General features: G+C 43.1%; 12 protein-coding genes. 8 read left to right on the top strand and 4 right to left on the bottom strand.

All coding sequences use genetic code 11. The features are described from left to right. Window positions 1-81: 81 nt before the first annotated feature. The 4 genes from RHM67_RS19030 (at window position 82) to RHM67_RS19015 (ending at window position 7,250) form a co-directional block, all read left to right on the top strand. The gene (locus tag RHM67_RS19030) at window positions 82-1,833 is read left to right on the top strand and encodes an alpha-L-arabinofuranosidase (RefSeq protein ID WP_322228846.1); all 1,752 of its coding nucleotides are present in this window, start codon (window positions 82-84) and stop codon (window positions 1,831-1,833) included. Between the two features lie 2 nt (window positions 1,834-1,835). Next, window positions 1,836-2,966 carry a glycoside hydrolase family 26 protein gene (locus RHM67_RS19025; RefSeq protein WP_322228844.1) on the top strand — a complete coding sequence of 377 codons (1,131 nt, stop codon included), beginning with the start codon at window positions 1,836-1,838 and terminating at the stop codon, window positions 2,964-2,966. A gap of 22 nt (window positions 2,967-2,988) precedes the next feature. Further along, window positions 2,989-5,787, top strand: coding sequence for a glycoside hydrolase family 2 protein (locus tag RHM67_RS19020; protein WP_322228842.1), 2,799 nt, complete (start codon window positions 2,989-2,991; stop codon window positions 5,785-5,787). A gap of 221 nt (window positions 5,788-6,008) precedes the next feature. Continuing rightward, the gene (locus RHM67_RS19015; protein ID WP_322228841.1) at window positions 6,009-7,250 is read left to right on the top strand and encodes an alkaline phosphatase family protein; all 1,242 of its coding nucleotides are present in this window, start codon (window positions 6,009-6,011) and stop codon (window positions 7,248-7,250) included. 78 nt (window positions 7,251-7,328) lie between these two features. Here RHM67_RS19015 and RHM67_RS19010 read toward each other — a convergent pair whose 3' ends face one another. The 4 genes from RHM67_RS19010 to RHM67_RS18995 form a co-directional block, all read right to left on the bottom strand. Further along, the gene (locus tag RHM67_RS19010) at window positions 7,329-8,459 is read right to left on the bottom strand and encodes a TIGR03364 family FAD-dependent oxidoreductase (RefSeq protein WP_322228839.1); all 1,131 of its coding nucleotides are present in this window, start codon (window positions 8,457-8,459) and stop codon (window positions 7,329-7,331) included. Next, window positions 8,456-9,766 (bottom strand): DUF5690 family protein, encoded by a 1,311-nt coding sequence (locus tag RHM67_RS19005; protein ID WP_322228837.1) that lies wholly within the window; start codon window positions 9,764-9,766, stop codon window positions 8,456-8,458. Before RHM67_RS19005 ends, RHM67_RS19010 begins: the two co-directional genes overlap by 4 nt. Before the next feature lie 5 nt (window positions 9,767-9,771). Then, window positions 9,772-10,455: an HAD-IA family hydrolase gene (locus tag RHM67_RS19000; RefSeq protein ID WP_322228835.1), complete on the bottom strand. Its 684-nt coding sequence runs from the start codon at window positions 10,453-10,455 to the stop codon at window positions 9,772-9,774. An 80-nt stretch (window positions 10,456-10,535) separates the two neighbouring features. Beyond that, window positions 10,536-11,111, bottom strand: a complete 576-nt coding sequence (locus RHM67_RS18995; protein ID WP_322228834.1) for an XRE family transcriptional regulator — start codon at window positions 11,109-11,111, stop codon at window positions 10,536-10,538. Between the two features lie 153 nt (window positions 11,112-11,264). On the opposite strand from RHM67_RS18995, the gene RHM67_RS18990 reads away from it, so the two are divergent. The 4 genes from RHM67_RS18990 to RHM67_RS18975 all read left to right on the top strand — a co-directional run bounded on the left by RHM67_RS18990 (window position 11,265) and on the right by RHM67_RS18975 (window position 18,073). After that, window positions 11,265-11,846 carry an HDIG domain-containing metalloprotein gene (locus RHM67_RS18990; RefSeq protein ID WP_322228832.1) on the top strand — a complete coding sequence of 194 codons (582 nt, stop codon included), beginning with the start codon at window positions 11,265-11,267 and terminating at the stop codon, window positions 11,844-11,846. A gap of 181 nt (window positions 11,847-12,027) precedes the next feature. Beyond that, entirely contained in the window at window positions 12,028-15,306 is a 3,279-nt protein-coding gene (locus tag RHM67_RS18985) for a SusC/RagA family TonB-linked outer membrane protein (RefSeq protein ID WP_322228830.1), read from the top strand. Window positions 15,307-15,328: 22 nt separating this feature from the next. Further along, entirely contained in the window at window positions 15,329-16,930 is a 1,602-nt protein-coding gene (locus RHM67_RS18980; RefSeq protein ID WP_322228828.1) for a SusD/RagB family nutrient-binding outer membrane lipoprotein, read from the top strand. Between the two features lie 54 nt (window positions 16,931-16,984). Next, window positions 16,985-18,073, top strand: a complete 1,089-nt coding sequence (locus RHM67_RS18975; protein ID WP_322228826.1) for a phosphoglyceromutase — start codon at window positions 16,985-16,987, stop codon at window positions 18,071-18,073. The last annotated feature ends 98 nt before the right edge of the window (window positions 18,074-18,171 follow it).

The raw sequence follows: 18,171 nt of genomic DNA, 5'->3' as shown, positions 1-18,171 counted from the left end.
TAATTAAATCACGCTATCATCGGTTACAGGCCTTTGGCTTACCGGTGGTAGCTTTTTTATGTTCTAAAATAAAAGGATCTAATGAAAATGATGATAAAGGGGACAGCTGTAACTTTAGCAACTTTTATTGCCCTTGTGGCTTGTAAAAAAGATGGAGCCACAGTTTCGGGCGTAAATAAAGCCGATACCACAGGTAACAATACGGTAGTGATAAAGGAGCCTGTAGACCCTGCCGTGGGCGCTACACAAGGTTTTTTCCTTGATGGCTGGCAGCCTAAACAGTTTACATTATCTAACAATATTGTAAAAGCCACCAAGCCTGCCGCGGGCAATATTATTGCAACGGTAGATGTTGCACAGGTGCTTACCAAAGCATCAAAAAAAATATACGGTAATAATACAAACCCATATATGGGCCCGTATATTACCGACCCTATATTGATGAACTATTTAACCAAACTGGAGCCAAACATATTACGTTTTCCGGGTGGCAGTTTATCTGATGTTTACTTTTGGAACAAGGGAGATAACACACCGCCCGCCGATGTCCCGGCTACACTACAGGATGCTAAAGGCGTTGTTACAAATGCCAATTACTGGTATGGCAACAGCCCCGGGGGTAACGCGTTTACACTTGACAATTATTATAAGGTACTGCAGCAAACCAATAGCGCGGGTATCATAACTGTAAATTATGGTTATGCACGTTATGGTAAAGGGCCGCATCCCGATCAAACAGCAGCTCATTTGGCTGCAGATTGGGTGCGATACGATAAAGGCCGAACCAAATACTGGGAAATAGGTAACGAGAATTGGGGCAACTGGGAAGCTGGTTACCACATTGATCTGGCTGATAATAAAGATGGGCAGCCACAAATACTTACCGGTTTGATATATGGCACCCATTTCAAGCTTTTTGCAGATTCGATGCGCAAAGCCGCCGCGGAAGTAGGTAACACGGGTATTAAAATTGGAATGGTAATAACAGAGGCTGATGAGCATCTGAACCCATCCGTTATTACCCCCGCCTGGAATGCTGATGTGTTAAGGCAGGCAGGGACAGCTGCAGATTTTTATGTAGTGCATAATTACTATACCCCATACTTTAAAAACTCTACCCCGGCAGAGATCCTGGCTACGGCATCAAGCGTAACCAAATCTACCATGGATTGGGTAAAAACCTCGGCATCAGCGGCAGGGGTTACTCAAAAGCCGGTTGCTTTAGACGAGTGGAATATTTTTGCAACAGGGTCACAGCAGATGGTATCAAATGTTGCAGGCCTCCACGCGGCAATGGTTTTGGGCGAAGTTTTAAAGAACCAGTTTAGCATGGCAAGCCGATGGGACCTGGCAAACGGCTGGGACGATGGTAACGACCACGGTTTATTTAACAAAGGCGATGAACCTGGGGCTGATAAATGGAACCCGAGGCCGGCTTATTACTACATGTATTTTTTCCAACGTTATTTTGGCGACCGTATGGTGAACTCGAGTGTGGCGGGTAGTGGCGATATTGTAAGTTATGGCTCATCTTACACATCCGGGCATGCAGGCGTAGTATTGGTAAATAAAGGCAGTAAGGATCAGGCTGTAATGATCAAAATCAAAAATTTTGTGCCGGGTACCAAATACTACTACCATACCTTAAACGGGGGGACGGATAACGCGCCGTTTTCGCGCAAGGTATTCGTGAACGGATCAGGCCCTGCGGGTGTATCCGGCGGGCCACTAAACTTTATGGATGTTGCTGCTAAAACCAGCGATATTGCGGGTGGCATAACCGTTAATGTGCCGGCACTGGGCGTGGTGTTTTTGGTTGCAGAAGGGAAATAAGCATGAAGAGATCTAAAATATATTTTAACCTCGTTTTCATAGCAGTTTTGATCATCTGTACAGCAACTGTTGCAAAGGCCCAACTATATGCACCGGCAGATAGGCAGGCCACCACAGAAACACGCGAACTGTTTTATAGCATGCAACGCCTCGTAGGTGCCGGGGTGATCTTTGGTCACCATGATGATACCGCTTACGGTGTTGGTTGGCGGCTGGATGTCGGCCGTTCAGATGTTAAAAGCACAGCAGGTAGTTACCCGGCCATGTACGGCTGGGATCTTGCTAAAATTGAGCATGATAGTACAAAAGACATCAATAACATCACGTTTAAACGTCAAAAAGAACTTGTAAAAGAAGCTTACCAGCGGGGCGGCATAAACACCTTCTGCTGGCATATGGATAACCCTGTGAACGGTAGATCGGCTTGGGATACCACGCAGCGAACAGTTAAGGACATCCTGCCGGGTGGGGTTGCTCACAATCAATATAAGAAATACCTTGACAAAGCCGCGGCTTACCTCGGCAGTATGAAAGGCTCTGAGGGCGAACCGATCCCTATATTATTCAGGCCGTTTCACGAGCTTACGGGCAATTGGTTTTGGTGGTGCGCTAATACCTGCACTCCCGATGAGTTTAAAAGTCTTTGGCAGTTTACCATCGGCTACATCCGCAATAATAAAAAACTGCATAACCTGCTTGTCGTGTATTCTGTAGCCGACTTTGATACCGAGGCCGACTTTATGACCCGATACCCCGGAAATGATTACGTAGATTTTGTTGGCTTTGATAATTACTGTGTTAAAAGCGTTGACCGTTATCAGCAAAACCTCGATAAGCGCTTGGCACTCTTAGATATTATAGCCGCAAAAAACCATAAGGTTGCCTGCCTGCCAGAAACTGGGTATGAACGCGTTCCGCAAGCAGACTGGTGGACGAACGTATTGCTAAAAACGCTATCGAAATACAAAACATCATATGTAATGGCTTGGCGCAACGATAATCCCGGTCATTTTTACGCCCCTTACCCCGGGCAGGTAAGCGAGGCTGATTTTAAAGAATTTGCTTCCAAAACGCTGTTTCAAAAAAATGTAACGCCGCTTGCTTTGTATGGCAAGTACATGCCTGTTCAATAATTTAAAAATCAATATTTAAAAAATGTCAATTACCCCTAATAAACGACTTGCAATATTTTTACTGCTTTTGCTACTATCATTAAGTACGCAACAACTTTTCGCGCAATCGGTCGGTGTTAAGCAGGTGCAATTAAAATATTTCCAGCTACAATCATCAGAGTTGGTCCAATTAGGCGGGAAGCAACTTTCGGCCGCGTCATATTCATCAAAGGTTAAATGGTATCCCGTCACTGTACCTTCTACCGTACTAACCGGCTTGGTTGCCAACAAGGTTTACCCAAGCCCCTACCAGGGTTTAAATAACATGTTGATACCCGATGCATCAGATGAGTTTAATAAACAATATCAGCTCGAAAAGTATAGCCATATCCCCGGTGTTAGCAACCCTTGGAAAAAACCGTATTGGTACCGTACAAATTTTACAGTTCCAAAAGTAGATCAAGGCAAAGTATTTCAATTGATATTTAAAGGCATAAACTATCGCGCAGAGGTTTGGCTGAATGGGAAACGCATTGCGGATAGTTCGCAAATGGTGGGGATGTTCGCAGAGCATAATTTAAATATTAGCGGGCAGGTCACCGCAGGAGGTAACAACAACTTAGCTGTAAAAATATATCCTTTAGATTATCCCGGCCTCCCGGCAAAAGAACAGCTGGCAGCACTTGGTCCGTTTTATGAAAATGGCGGGCCGACAGGTGATATCGGTAAAAATGTAACTATGTTATGTTCTGCCGGATGGGATTGGATGCCCCCCGTACGAGACCGTAATATGGGGATTTGGCAGCCGGTTTACCTGCGTACCACCGGTGCGGTAACTATCGGCAGGCCAAAATTGGTTACTGCTTTACCAGCTCTGCCAGATACAAGCAAAGCATCTCTTTCTTTAGCATTAACACTATCAAACTATACCAAACACACCACGAAAGGCGAGTTACGGGTGAGTATCAAACCCGAGAATTTTAAGGGTAATGCTATCCAATTTTCTAAACCTTTTACAGTAATTGCCGGCGAGGCTAAAATTGTAAGTTTAGATGCTAAACAGGTACGGGCTTTATCCATTAACAATCCAAAACTATGGTGGCCTAACGGTTATGGTCGCGCTAATTTGTATCGCATCCGCTTACAATATGTAAACCAGGATAAGGTTACTGATGATACAACCTTTGTTTTTGGTATCCGTACCGTAAGTTCTACTGCAACTGATGTGAAAGGCTTTACCCGCCGCGAATTTTTTGTAAACGGCAAGCGGGTGCATCTTAATGGCGGCGCATGGGTGCCCGACCTGATGGTTAACCGAGATTCGGCAAGGTATGATCACGAATTACATCTTTGTAAAACTGCAAATGTAAACCTGGTACGCATCTGGGGCGGCGGTATTACACCTCCCGACCAGTTTTGGAACGATTGTGATAAATATGGTTTGATGGTTTGGTCGGACTTTTGGATCACGGGAGATACCCAAGGTGAATTTAAAGGCTCACCAGATTGGCCATTGGAAAGCAACGTATTTATCAATAATGTAAAAAGCACTATATACCGCATCCGTAATCACCCAAGCCTTTTGGTTTGGACGGGCGGAAACGAGGGCCATGCCCGTAAAGAACTTTACGATGTGATGCGCCATAGCATTATAACCTTAGATGGCACACGGCCATATATCCCAAGCTCATCAGGTTTTGCAAAACTGCCTTCGGGTTGGGATGGCGCCTGGCCGGATAACAAGCCGACCGGTGTTTACAGTAGCGGGCCTTATGCCTGGCAAGATCCTAAAGTGTATTTTAAATTAGCTGCCGCGGGCCGCGACTGGGTTTTTAAAGACGAAACAGGCCTGCCATCGCAACCACCTTACAATACCCTGGCTAAAAACATTCCGGATACTACGTGGGACAAGAAACTGCCCTTTCCTCTTAATAATATGTGGGGATATCATGATGCAGCAACGGGTGCAGGTAAATATGATGAGTATTATAAAGACATGGTAAGCCGCTACGGGCAACCCGTAACGCGCGAAGATTTCTCCAATAAAATGCAGCTGATGAATGCCACCGGTTACCAGGCGATATTTGAAGCTGCCGGGCATAAGCTGACTGAAACCGGGGGTGTAATGTTGTGGAAACTGAACGCGGCTTTCCCAAGCGTAGTTTGGCAAATTTATGACTGGTACCTGCAGCCAAACGCCGGCTATTACTTTATGCAAAACGCGGTTGAACCCATACATGCGCAGTTCAATCAAAACGACTCGACAATTACAGTATTGAACCGTACCCACCATAGCACAGGTCTATTAAGCCTACAGGCAGATGTTTATGATGCGAACAGTAAGCCGATTAGCCGCCAGCAGGTAAGTGTCAGTTTAACTGATGAAGGTGTTAAATCTGTATTGCAATTAGCAACTGTTTTGCAGCAGCAAAAAGCACTAAGCTTTGTAGTATTGAACGTGAAAGATAATCAGGGCAAGCTTGTATCGCATAACGCTTATTGGATGGCACCCGGAAATGATTATAAAGCGTTAAATACTATACCTGTTACACAAGTAGCAGCTCAGATGTTAAGCAAAAGCACTGATAGGGAACAAGTTAGTTGGGCTTTACTGCTAACTAATAACAGTAATAAAATAGCATTTTTTGTGCGCCCGCAATTAATGGTAGGTAACGCGGAGGTAGCGCCAAGTTATTGGAGTGCGAATTATGTTACACTTGCGCCGAATGAAAGTGCAAGGATCTTGGTGTCGGCCCCGGTCGGAGTAATTAAACAAAAAACTGTAAGAATTGAAGTAAGTGGGTGGAATGTTCCAAAAAAGGTAGTGAATGGAAGCAACTAACTAATTCAATATTATCAGTTTAATTTCTTGAGTGGATCTAAAAACAAAAAGCGCTTTAAATGAAAATTAAAGCGCTTTTTGTTTTATTTGAGACCGAATAGGTGACTTCCATGAAGCCATATAAAAACTGATATCCGCATGCTGGCTTTTAATAAAATAACAATCCCGTAACTTCAATAACCTTTTGGTTTTTTAATTTAGCCTAAAAAGTTATGATTTCTATGGTTGCTAAGATTTCTAAATCAGTTTTACTGTTATTGTTAATAGGTACAAGTGTATTTGCCCAGCAAAAGGTTAAAAAGGCCTTGTTTATAATTGCCGATGGCATACCTGCGGATGTTATTGAAAAGTTACCAACGCCAAACCTAAATGCAATAGCCAAACAGGGTGCATACCTGCGTGCCCATGTTGGCGGCGATAAGGATGCATACAACCAAACGCCAACTATATCTGCCGTAGGTTATAACAGCTTGCTTACCGGCACCTGGTTTAACAAACATAATGTGCCCGATAATGACATCAAAGATCCTAATTATAGCTATCCAACCATTTTTAGGCTGTTAAAAGATCAGTACCCCAATAAAAAGATAGCTGTATTTTCAAGCTGGTTGGATAACCGTACCAAGTTGGTTGGTGATGGATTAAACCAGACCAATAAGATCCATGTAGATTACCATGCCGATGGTTTTGAACTGGATACCATCAACTTTAAACACGATAGCGCCTACATGCACCGAATTGATGAAAAGGTGATAGAGGAGGCTTCGGCAAGTATCAAAAAAAATGCGCCCGACCTCTCATGGGTTTACCTGGAATACACTGATGATATGGGCCACCGTTATGGTGATGGTCCGCAGTATTACACCGCTATCGAGATGATGGATAAACAGATTGGTAAAATTTGGGCAGCGATAGAATACCGCGAAAAAAATTTCAACGAGGACTGGCAGATCTTTATCACTACCGACCATGGCCGCGACGAACGTACCGGCAAAAACCACGGTGGGCAATCGGTAAGGCAACGCTCCACCTGGATGGTAACCAATGCAAAAGGGTTGAACAGCTATGCTAAATACTATTATCCGGGTATCGTTGATATTACCCCAACCATTGCCCGATTCATGAACATCACCATCCCGGCAAAATATAAACAAGAACTGGACGGCACACCACTTACCGGCCCCGTGTCAATAGCCGAACTTAAAGCTAATTTAATACAAGGGAATATAGATGTAAGCTGGAAGGCCCTTAACAAAGGCGAAAAGGTTAAGATCTGGGTAACGGCAACTAATAACTTTAAAGAAGGCAAACCTGATGATTATAAGCTTGTAGGCGAATTTGATGCCGATGCCGGGCATGCGCTAGTATCTGTTAAAGACATGCCTTCTACATTTTATAAGGTAGTGGTTGAGGGAAAGTACAATACTGCAAACAGGTGGATTACGCCCGAGGTTAAAAAATAATACACCCTAAATCAATATCAGAAAGGCCACGGGATTTTATCCTGTGGCCTTATTTTTTATATGAGTTTGTTATTAGGGCTAATTAAACTTTGCTGCTATAATTTGCTCGCAAAGGCCAAATGATAAAGTCATACCATTGCCGCCGAGGCCGTTTATGATGGTTACGCCCGGCTCTGCATCTACAACCAGTTCAGTTTGGCCAGTGGTCATTTTTGCGTAGGTACCATTCCAGGTTTGTATAACGCGGGTATCTTTAAAGCTGGTAAACGTTTGCAGGTATTTCAGGATCATCTGGTTAATGAAATCTTTATCAAAAGGGTCGTGCACCAAACCGTACTCGTGCGAATCGCCAACGGTAATTTCGCCGGTATGGTTTTGCGCCGCCATTACGTGGATGCCCCATGTCAGGTATTCGGCATATTCTTTTTCGTAACGTTTACGCAACGTGGGCAAGGCAGGTGCCGCCTGGAAACCCGGGTAATGGATCATACTTAAACTACCGCAAAGTGCAGGGCCAATACGCCAGTTGTTCGGCTGCGCGGCAAGGCGCATCATTTGCAGCTTACATTTAGTGATCTCAAACGATGCAAATAGCTCGGGGTAAAGCGTTTCAAACTCTACACCGCTGCAAATAAAGATCTCATCGGCATGGTATTGCTTTGTGCCCGATGTAACGGTGTTGGTAGTAACCTGGCTAATGGCTGTATTCCAATAGAATATAACGCCCTGCTGCTCTGCTAAATATTTGGCAACCGCAGCAATTGCTTCGCGTGCTTCAACGATCATCTCCGTGCTGCTCCAAAGGGCACCTTTAAGCCCGTCGGGGTTTACACTTGCAGCCTTATTTAAGGCCTGCTGCGGGGTAAGCAACGCGCATTCGCGGTGTGATTTATTGATGTTAGCATATTGCTCAATCACCTCCAGTTCATCGTCATGATAAGCAAGGTGCAAGGAGCCAACTTCGTCATGCCAGATGCCGGCTTCTTTACAGGTTTGTTTCCAGATGCTGCGCGATAGCATGGCGCGTTCAAACAACGGGCCGGTAGGCTGCCCGATAGGCCAAACCATCCCAAAGTTTCGGATGGATGCACCCACGGCACGTTCGTTACGTTCAAAAATGGTTACCTGGTAACCGCGGATTGCCAGGGCCCGGGCTGTTGCCAGCCCAACAATGCCTGCGCCAATTACAATGGCCGATGGTTTGCTCATACAGTAGAAAAATTAAGTTGAGGCTTTGTCTCTTTACTTTTGCGGGCCGATTGTAAGAAGTATATCAGCGACAAAATGCCACAGATACCACCTACAATGGCTACTATCATTACGCCTTCTTTAAAAAAGTTACCCCAGCTAATATTAGGGTGGCCAAGTTCTTTTATCAACAAAATGCTTACGCTGCCCAGGTAGCCCATGGAGTCGGCAACATACATTACAAAACCGACATTGCTTTTGTAATGGAAAGTAGCTATCATCCGCTCAAAAAATATGGCGTTGTAGGGTACATAACCAAGGTACAGCCCAAGCCCGGCCATGGTCATCCAGCTTACAGGGTCAATCATTTTTAAGGAATACATTATGGTTGATGCGCCAACCAAAACACAGCCTCCAATGATCATTAAATGGATAATACTAAATGCCCGCAGGTTTTTACGGATGAGGATCAGCAGGCTCATAGCAACCAATACTATGATGGATATTTTGGTGTCTATTTTTGTGTAGATGGTACGGTCTTTAATGCCAAGGCTATTCCAGATCTCTACCTCAAAATTATCGCGGATATCGCGCATAATAGTGAGCAGCACGTAGATGATAAGCGTTAAGATAATGCCCGGTAAAAAACGGATGATGAAATGTTTGCGCTCTTCTGCATTCATGGGTAAGCGTTCGGTACGCAGGGCTTTATCCTGCGCGGTTTGTGGGGGCATCACTTCCAGTATAAATACGAAAAGCATTAGCGGGATAGCAAATAATGCGCCGGTTAAAAAAGGCATATTATACTCGCTTACATGGTAAACATGTATCAATGTTTGGCCTATTGTTTTCACAAATCCCGATCCAAAGATCAGGCTGATAGATAGCACCGCAGCCATAAATTCGGTAGAGCGTCGCCCTTCCAGGTAACCAAAAACCAGCCCCCATATTAATCCAAGCGGGAATCCGTTAATAAATAAAAACGCAATATTATAAGGCGCAGGTACCAGCGCAAAGCCCAACAAGGCCAGCCATGAAATACCAATAAGTGTTAAAATAGTTATCCCACGTTTGGCACCTTTAACCTCGGCAATAAAGCGGATACCGTAAAACTTGCTTAGGGTATAGCCAACTATCTGGGCAATAACCAGCCATACTTTATAATCTATATGCAAAAACTGCTGGCCTGGGTATGTGCCCGCTGCGAAAGCCTTGCGGAAAGCATACATAGAAGTGTACGCGCCAAAAGCCGATATAGCTGCCAATACAGATATTACAGCGTACGGCAATGTTTCTGCCCTTGCTCTTATTTTATGAATTAAAGCCATTGGGTTTAGCTGATGATGCTGATCACGTCCGCGATATCATCAATAATATGGGTGGGGTTATATGGTTCCAGCTCGGCACGGGTAAAGGCACCTGTAGTAACTGCAATTACATACTTGCAACCTGCGTTTTGCCCTTCGCGAATGTCAACTTCGGTATCCCCAATTTTGGCAACTTCCTGTGCGTTGGTAACGCCGGCAAGAGCCATCATACGATTGATCATGGCAGGATTTGGGCGGCCTTCAACGACCTCGTCCGACCCAATAAGGTAATCTATTAACCCTTTTTCGCACCATTGCAGGCGCTGAATTATAGTTTCGGCAATGTCTTTAGAAAAACCGGTATTGATGCCAATTTTAACTCCCGAATATTTTAATGCCGCAAGCGTGGCCTCGGCGTGTGGCAGGGCTTCCAAAACAGGTGTAGTGCGGTAATAGCTTATCATCAGGTTTATAAATTCCTGGTGAATATTATGGATGAGCTTGGGTGTTATTTTGCTTGTATCAAGCTCGTGCTGTTGCAGCATTTTGGTGATGGCTACACTTTTTTCGTAACCCATGAGCGGGTTAACATCGGCCACGGTTACGCTATAACCGTATTTTTGCATAGCCGCGCTAAAAGTGTCGGCTACTTTATTCTCATCCCTGACCGTGGTACCGGCCATATCAAAAACAACAAGTTTTATAGGCATTGCTAAATGGTATTTTGTTTAGCAATAGTAAACTTTGTTTATTAATTATAAACTAACGCAGTGTTAAGATATGTTTAAGTTTAGTTTGGGATCTCGAAGAAATATACAACCAGCATGCTGGCTTTTTCTGTTCCCTTATTTTTCGGGGTATGGGGTATGCGACCATCGAACAGCATAGAGTCGCCCTGGCTTAGGGTGTAAGTATCATCGCCCAATTGATATTCGATAGTACCATTAAGAATGTATTTATATTCGTAAGCCTCGGTTTCTACCTGCGGGCGGTAGGCATCGGGTTCAAGTTCTAATATTACGATATCAACGGTAGAGTTTTTAATGGATTGGGTAAAAATCCTCTGATAATGAAAACCTTCGGCGTGCTCCTTTTCGAAATGATGATATTCTGATTGCCTGCGGATGATCAAAGGGAAGTTTTTACCGGCATCTATATCTTTAAAGAATACATTAAGGTCAATTTCTAAGGCTTTAATAATATCTATTAGCACAATAAGGGATGGTATGGTGCGGCTATTCTCTATCTGCGAAATAAGGCCCTTGCTTACGTTTGCACGCGAAGCCAGTTCCTGTACAGTTATGTTTTTTTCGCGACGCTTTTCTTTGATCCGGTTACTGATCTGGATCAGTACATCATCTTCCATTAATATTTAACATTTGTTGAACGGCGGCAAAGTAGATAATAAATTTAAACGCGGCAAGGCATTTAGTTTTATTTAACAACTAACAAATTAGATGATGCAAATTTAATTTTAGGGTAATATAAGGATGCGTCATTTGCCATAAATACTATTATTATGACCCCACTTGCGTCTACCCCCGAAGAAATTGTGAACGACGTGTTTGCTTTATATGAGCAACACGGCGACGAAGATTACATCGGCGAGCCGGTATCACAGATAGAACATATGTCGCAAGCCGCTGCGCTTGCCCAAGCCGAGGGTTACGATGATGAAGTTATACTGGCCGCATTCTTTCATGATATTGGACACCTGTGCGCCGCCGGTACCGAGGTAGGCAGTATGGACGGGATGGGCAATATTGATCACGAAAAACTTGGTGCAGATTATTTATTAGACCGTGGCTTTTCACCCCGACTTGCCAACCTGGTTAACGGGCATGTTATTGCCAAACGATACCTTACTTATAAGCATCCCGAATATTTTAAAAAATTATCGCCTGCCAGCCGGGCAACGCTAAACTTTCAAGGCGGGGTAATGAGTGCTGATGAAGCCGCCGAATTTGAGGCCAATCTGGATGCCGACCTGATCATCCGCATGCGTTATTGGGACGATGAAGCGAAACTGCAAAATATGCCTATTAATAATATTGGCTATTTAAAGCAAATAGCTGTAAAGCATATTTCATGTAATTTATAGCTGTTTTATAGCCTATGTTAAGTTAATTTAATTAAGATGTATCGAGTTTGTTACCAATTATGTTGCCCCTTAATTTAAAATCAATAAAGGTTTAAAGTTTACTTAACCTAAACTTAGTTTACAAATAATAAACAAAGTTTAGTATTGTCGTATAATTTCTCACAAACGTTATTCAGCAGCAATGAAACAAATTTACCCCAACTTTAAAAGGCTCGCACTCATCATAGTGTGCTGCCTGTCGCCTATTATTTTGTTTGCCCAAACAAAGATAGCAGGAACCGTAAACGACGAAACCAAACAGCCTTTACCGGGCGTTAGCGTAATGCTAAAAGGAACAAGCCAAGGCACCACTTCTGATGCCTACGGCCGTTTTATTATCACAGCAAGCCCGGGCCAGGTGCTGATATTTAAGTTTTTAGGGTTTGCACAGCAAGAGGCTACCGTTGGTAACAGTAGTACTATGATAGTAAATCTTACGGGCGATAACAAAATACTTAATGAGGTAGTTGTAACCGCATTGGGTATTAAAAAAGAAACCCGCCGCATTGGTTATGCCGTATCAACCGTTAGGGGTGAAGACCTTACCCTTGCCCGCGACCCCAACCCTATTACCGGTTTAATTGGTAAAGTGGCCGGTTTATCGGTAGGCCCATCGGCAGAGTTACTTGGTGCACCAAACGTAGCAATACGTGGTAACACTATCTCGTTATATGTAGTAGATGGTTTTCCCATTAACACCGATACTTATAACATCAGCCCGGATGATATTGAATCGTACACTGTATTAAAAGGCCCGGCAGCAGCGGCATTATACGGTAACCGTGCATCGTATGGTGCTATTTTAATTACCACAAAAAAAGGAAACAAAGGCAAAAAAGGCCTAACTGTTGATATCAACAGCAGTACTATTATAAACAAAGGCTTTTTGGCTTTCCCGCGTGTGCAGCATAAATATGGTGCCGGTGAAAACACTTTTTATGAATTTGTTGATGGTAAAGGCGGTGCACCAGGTGGTGTAGATGCCGATTACGATGTTTGGGGCCCGTACTTTAATGGTCAGCTAATAAAACAATATGATAGCCCGGTTATTAACGGCGTTCGCCAGGCAACACCATATACCGCACGTGGTGCAAATAACTTAAATAACTTTTTGCGCACCGGTTACCAAACCAACAATAACGTAGCTTTAAGTGGTAATGGCGATACTTATAACGTACGTTTTTCTGCTTCGCAGCAACACCAAAACAGTTACATTCCAGAGCAATATTTAGATATTGCTAACGCGAACATTTATGCTTCATTTAACCCAAACCCGCGTTGGAAATTTGAAGGTAACGTAAACTTTAATCGCCAAACTACCGATAACTTCCCCGATGTGCAATATGGACCAAACAGCCTAATATATAATTTAGCTGTTTGGACCGGTGCTGACTGGGATGTTAACGCACCTGATATTAAAGCTATTTGGCAGCCGGGTAAGGTTGGTGTCCAATCGCAGTTTGCCGAATACACGCGTTACCATAACCCCTGGTTTATGGTTAAAGAGTGGACCCGTGGACATTACAAAAATGATGTATATGGTTATTTATCAACCAACTTTAAGATCAACAGTAACTTAAACGCTACTTTTCGTTCGCAGATTGACACTTACAACATATTGCGTACCGAAAAAATGCCTTTCTCTGCCCACCCTTATGGCCGCGAAGGTAACGAAGGCGATTACCGTGAAGACAGGCGCGACCTGTTTGACAACAACACCGAGTTAATGGTTAATTATGACTATACCATTAAAAAATTCCTGAATCTCTCTGGCGTAGTAGGTGGTAACATGCGTAACCTATCATACAAATCAAACTGGACGTCTACTGACTATTTAAGTGTACCTGAAGTATACTCTTTTAGTAACTCTAAAAATGCTATACAGGCCACCAGCTTTAATGCGGATATGCGCGTGTTAAGTGCATACTACTCTTTAGATGCTACCTTTGGTAAGTACGCTACTGTTTCAAGTACAGGGCGTATAGATAAATCGTCAGCATTTAAGGCACCTACTACTTATTATTACCCAAGTTTATCCGTAGCAACAGTAATATCCGATTACATTAAAATGCCGGATTTTATAACCTTCTTAAAAGGCAGGGCATCATTTTCAAGCATCCGTTCAGACGCCACTTCTACAACAATTGGCCCTGCTCCGTTTAGCTCAATCACAGTGTTTGGCGGTGGTACAGGCGCGTCATTGTTTAACAACCCGCTTGATTATGGTACAACTTATGCATCGCCATACAACGGTCCGGATTATTCATTAAATTCAACCTACAACACCAGCAAGCCTTACAACAGCCAGGCAGCAGGTTACTCATCAGATTACTTGTTTCAAAACGGTATCAAAACATCAACCCGTGTTAATTATGAAGAGGGCTTTGATATTAAATTTTTACAAAATCGCTTAGGCTTTAGTGGTACCGCTTTCCAATATATCGATGGGCCAAGAATCTTGCCAAACGCTATATCAACAGGCACAGGTTATACTATTGAATTTATTAATGCTCTTAAAACAAAAAAGACGGGCTATGAAGGATCTTTAAGTGGTGCTATATTGCAAAACCCGCAAGGCTTTAACTGGAATATATTAGTAAATATATCAACCTTTAAAGAAGTGTATAAAGAATTACCTGCAGGCCAAAGTGTTTATGCTACCTTTTTTAAAGTAGGCGACCGTACCGATAAACTATACGGTTCTGCTTTTGTAAGAACACCTGATGGTAAAATAATTAACGATGCGGCTGGTAAACCTTTAAGTAGCCCGGTATTAAAGTTCTTAGGTAACGAAATCGCTAAATACAGCTGGAGCATCTACAATAAATTTCAGTACAAAAGTTTTAGCCTTGGTGTACAGTTAGATGGTTCTGTAGGTGGTGTTATTGTTGATTATATGCACAACAAAACCATGCGTGGTGGTGCTAATGCAGAAACTGCTGAAGGCGCCCTTGGCGATGCCCGTTTCAAAGACTGGAGTAACTTTGGTAACGCCAATTATAATGGCTCGTTTGTTGGCGAAGGTGTAGTTGTATCTAACGGTACTGCTATCAACTACGACTCAAATACCGGTGCGGTATTAAACTACAATCAACTACAATACGCGCCAAATACACAGGTTGCTTTCGTGCAGGATTACGTAAGTAAATATTACGGCGTTGCCGAGGCCAACCTAATGAGCAAAACCTTTACTAAGCTTCGTGAGGTAACATTTGGTTTCGAATTCCCGAAAACAATGCTTCAAAAAACCTTTATCCAAAAAGCTTCGGTTTCTATTTACGGCCGTAACCTGTTGTATTTTTATAAGGATAAACGCTTTAAGGATGTTGACCTTGACCAATACAACTACGCTACCGCTTCTACAGGTTTGCAATCGCCAACCGTACGCAGCTACGGCCTTAACTTAAACGTATCATTCTAACATTTGATAAGCAGAAATAATCATGAAAAAGATATTTAAAATATATGTACTCCCGGTAGTTATGCTAATGTTGGCAACGGGTTGTAAAAAAAGCTTTGACGAACTCACGGTAAATAATAATAAACCTAACAATGTACCTGCATCGTTATTGTTTAACGGCATTTTGAACAGTATGGCCGAACTGCCGGATGGTCAAAAAGAAATTTACAGCCAGTATTACATTTACAACTACGATTATTACGGTAACAACCGTTACGATTTTGATGGTGGCGACGATTACTACGCCACACTTAAAAACGTTGTAGATATGGAGAAAAAAGCTTCTGAAACAGGTGGAGCTGCCATTAACCCATATGAAGCTTTAGGTAAATTTTTTAAGGCTTACTTATTTAGTAAAATGAGTTTGGAGATGGGCGACATCCCGATGACCGAGGCTTTAAAAGGACTTGTTAACTTAGAGCCTAAATACGACACCCAAAAAGCGGTAATGCTGCAATCGTTAGAATGGCTGGAAAGTGCCAATAATGACCTTGATCAGCTAATTAAAAAACCAAACGACTTTGGTACAGGCGCGGGTGCTATTTTAAATAATGATATTTACTTTGACAACGATTTAACCAAATGGCAAAAAGCGGTTAATGCATTGCAGATACGCTTATTGATCCAATTAAGTAAAAAAACCGCTGATGCAGACCTTAAAGTAACTACCCGTTTCGCAAATATCATTAACACACCAGCTAAATACCCGTTAATGGCCGGCTCATCGGATAATCTACAATACACTTTTGTAGCACCAAACAATTATTATCCTCAAAACCCAAACAATTTTGGCCAAAGCGGATCAAGGAAAAATTCGTCTGCAACTTACATAAGCTTGCTTACCCAGTTTAAAGATCCACGGGTATTTGTTACCGCCGAACCATCTCGCGACCTGGTTGATAGAGCCAAACAAAGCCCTACCGACTTTGCATCATTTGTTGGTGCCGATGCAGGCCTTGACCTTGGTATAATGTATAACAACGCTGGTTTACAAAAATACTCGTTTATTAACCGCAAGTATTTTTACTCAACCTACACCGGTGAGCCAAGTGTACAAATTGGTTATCCCGAATTGATGTTTAACATTGCCGAAGGTATTAGCCGTGGTTGGGCACCTGGTGCCAATGCCGAAACTTACTACCAGGCTGGTATTAAAGCATCTATGGCTACTTACGGTATTCCCGAAACCGGCATTTTCCTTGCTCACTTTTATCGCCCGGGATCAACCGATGTAAAAATCGCTGCCAACTACGATGATTACAGTGTTACAGCAAACTTTACTACCTACTACAACCAGGCAGTTGTTAAATATACTGCAGATGCTGCAGGCATCACTCATATTTTGCAACAAAAGTACCTGGCATTGTTCAGGCACTCGGGTTTAGAATCGTACTTTACCTATCGCCGTACAGGCATACCAACTTTTACAACCGGTACTGGTACGGGTAACGGCAGCCGTATAGCTTTGCGCTTTAAATATCCATCGGCCGAGCGTACTTCAAACGCTAAAAACTATCAGGATGCCCTTGCCAACCAGTTTGGTGGCAATGATGACATCAATGGTGTTATGTGGATACTGAAATAATACAAAATGACAAAGCAGGGCCTTAAGGGCCCTGCTTTGTTTAATACAACAGATATGAAAAAGTTATTAATTACAATTGTTTGTGCCTTGGCTATCGGTCAAACATTCGCGCAGCATAAAACCAAAAACCTTATTGTTGTAACGCTTGATGGGATGCGCTGGCAGGAGGTTTATCGTGGTGCCGATTCGGCCATGATCAATTCCAAATACACTACTGATCAAAACGATGTTCGGAAAAAATACTTGGCTGCGACAGCTGAAGAACGTAGGGAGATCCTGTTCCCGTTCTTATGGTCGGTAATAAGTAAACAAGGGCAGCTTTACGGTAACCGCGATGCAGGGAATAAAGATGAGCTTGCTAACCCATACCGATTTTCGTACCCCGGCTATAACGAGATATTTACAGGTTTTCCGGATGTGCGGATGAACACTAACGACCCGATAACTAACCCTAATATGAACGTACTGGAATACATTAACAAGCAAAAGGGATTTGAGGGTAAGGTTGTAGCATTTTCATCATGGGAGCGATTCCCGCAGATCCTGAACGCGAACCGCTCTGGTCTGCCTGTATATTCGGGCTATGCCGATCTTAAAAATGCAGATGCCAATATCCGTTTAAAATATCTAAATGAATTACAGCATAATGTTCCGGCTTACCTAGGTGACTCAACTCGTTTAGATTTTATTACTTACGAGTTCAGTAAAGAATATATCAAGCAATACAAACCACGTGTATTGTACATGGGATTTGACGAAACCGACGATATGGCACACGAAGGCAACTATCGTTTTTACCTTGACAGGGCAAAGCAGGAAGATGGCTACATCAAGGCTTTGTGGAATATGATCCAGGCAGATCCATTTTATAAAAACAACACTACGCTATTGATAACCACCGACCACGGCCGCGGTAACGAGCCCATGGACAAATGGCGCGACCATGGTGCCGATGTTAAAGGGGCTGAAAATACCTGGTTTGCTGTAATTGGCCCCGATACGCCGGCGACAGGTGTCGTATCAACCCCAACAACCACCTACCATAAACAACTGGCGCAAACCATGGCACAATTGCTTGGGTTCGACTTTAAAGCAAACGCCGGCCACGAGGTAGGCGATGCGATTAAAACAGTACTAAAGTAGTTTACAGGGAATTTACTAAAGAAGCAACTATTAGTATCTATATCAGTTTAAGAACGAGGCCGTTTTTTAAATAAAATGGCCTCGTTCTTTTTGTTCAT

Origin of the sequence: Mucilaginibacter sp. 5C4, assembly GCF_034345625.1 — a bacterium.
In the GTDB taxonomy this organism is placed as follows: domain Bacteria; phylum Bacteroidota; class Bacteroidia; order Sphingobacteriales; family Sphingobacteriaceae; genus Mucilaginibacter; species Mucilaginibacter aurantiaciroseus.
The sequence above is the reverse complement of the archived record's forward strand: the minus strand, read 5'-3'. Positions and strand labels throughout refer to the sequence as shown.

Coding starts and splice junctions, on each gene's coding strand:
- RHM67_RS18980 (WP_322228828.1), top strand. CDS start 15,329: ATGAAAAAGATATTTAAAATATATGTACTCCCGGTAGTTATGCTAATG.
- RHM67_RS19030 (WP_322228846.1), top strand. CDS start 82: ATGAAAATGATGATAAAGGGGACAGCTGTAACTTTAGCAACTTTTATT.
- RHM67_RS19000 (WP_322228835.1), bottom strand. CDS start 10,455: ATGCCTATAAAACTTGTTGTTTTTGATATGGCCGGTACCACGGTCAGG.
- RHM67_RS19005 (WP_322228837.1), bottom strand. CDS start 9,766: ATGGCTTTAATTCATAAAATAAGAGCAAGGGCAGAAACATTGCCGTAC.
- RHM67_RS18985 (WP_322228830.1), top strand. CDS start 12,028: ATGAAACAAATTTACCCCAACTTTAAAAGGCTCGCACTCATCATAGTG.
- RHM67_RS19020 (WP_322228842.1), top strand. CDS start 2,989: ATGTCAATTACCCCTAATAAACGACTTGCAATATTTTTACTGCTTTTG.
- RHM67_RS19025 (WP_322228844.1), top strand. CDS start 1,836: ATGAAGAGATCTAAAATATATTTTAACCTCGTTTTCATAGCAGTTTTG.
- RHM67_RS19015 (WP_322228841.1), top strand. CDS start 6,009: ATGGTTGCTAAGATTTCTAAATCAGTTTTACTGTTATTGTTAATAGGT.
- RHM67_RS18975 (WP_322228826.1), top strand. CDS start 16,985: ATGAAAAAGTTATTAATTACAATTGTTTGTGCCTTGGCTATCGGTCAA.
- RHM67_RS19010 (WP_322228839.1), bottom strand. CDS start 8,459: ATGAGCAAACCATCGGCCATTGTAATTGGCGCAGGCATTGTTGGGCTG.
- RHM67_RS18995 (WP_322228834.1), bottom strand. CDS start 11,111: ATGGAAGATGATGTACTGATCCAGATCAGTAACCGGATCAAAGAAAAG.
- RHM67_RS18990 (WP_322228832.1), top strand. CDS start 11,265: ATGACCCCACTTGCGTCTACCCCCGAAGAAATTGTGAACGACGTGTTT.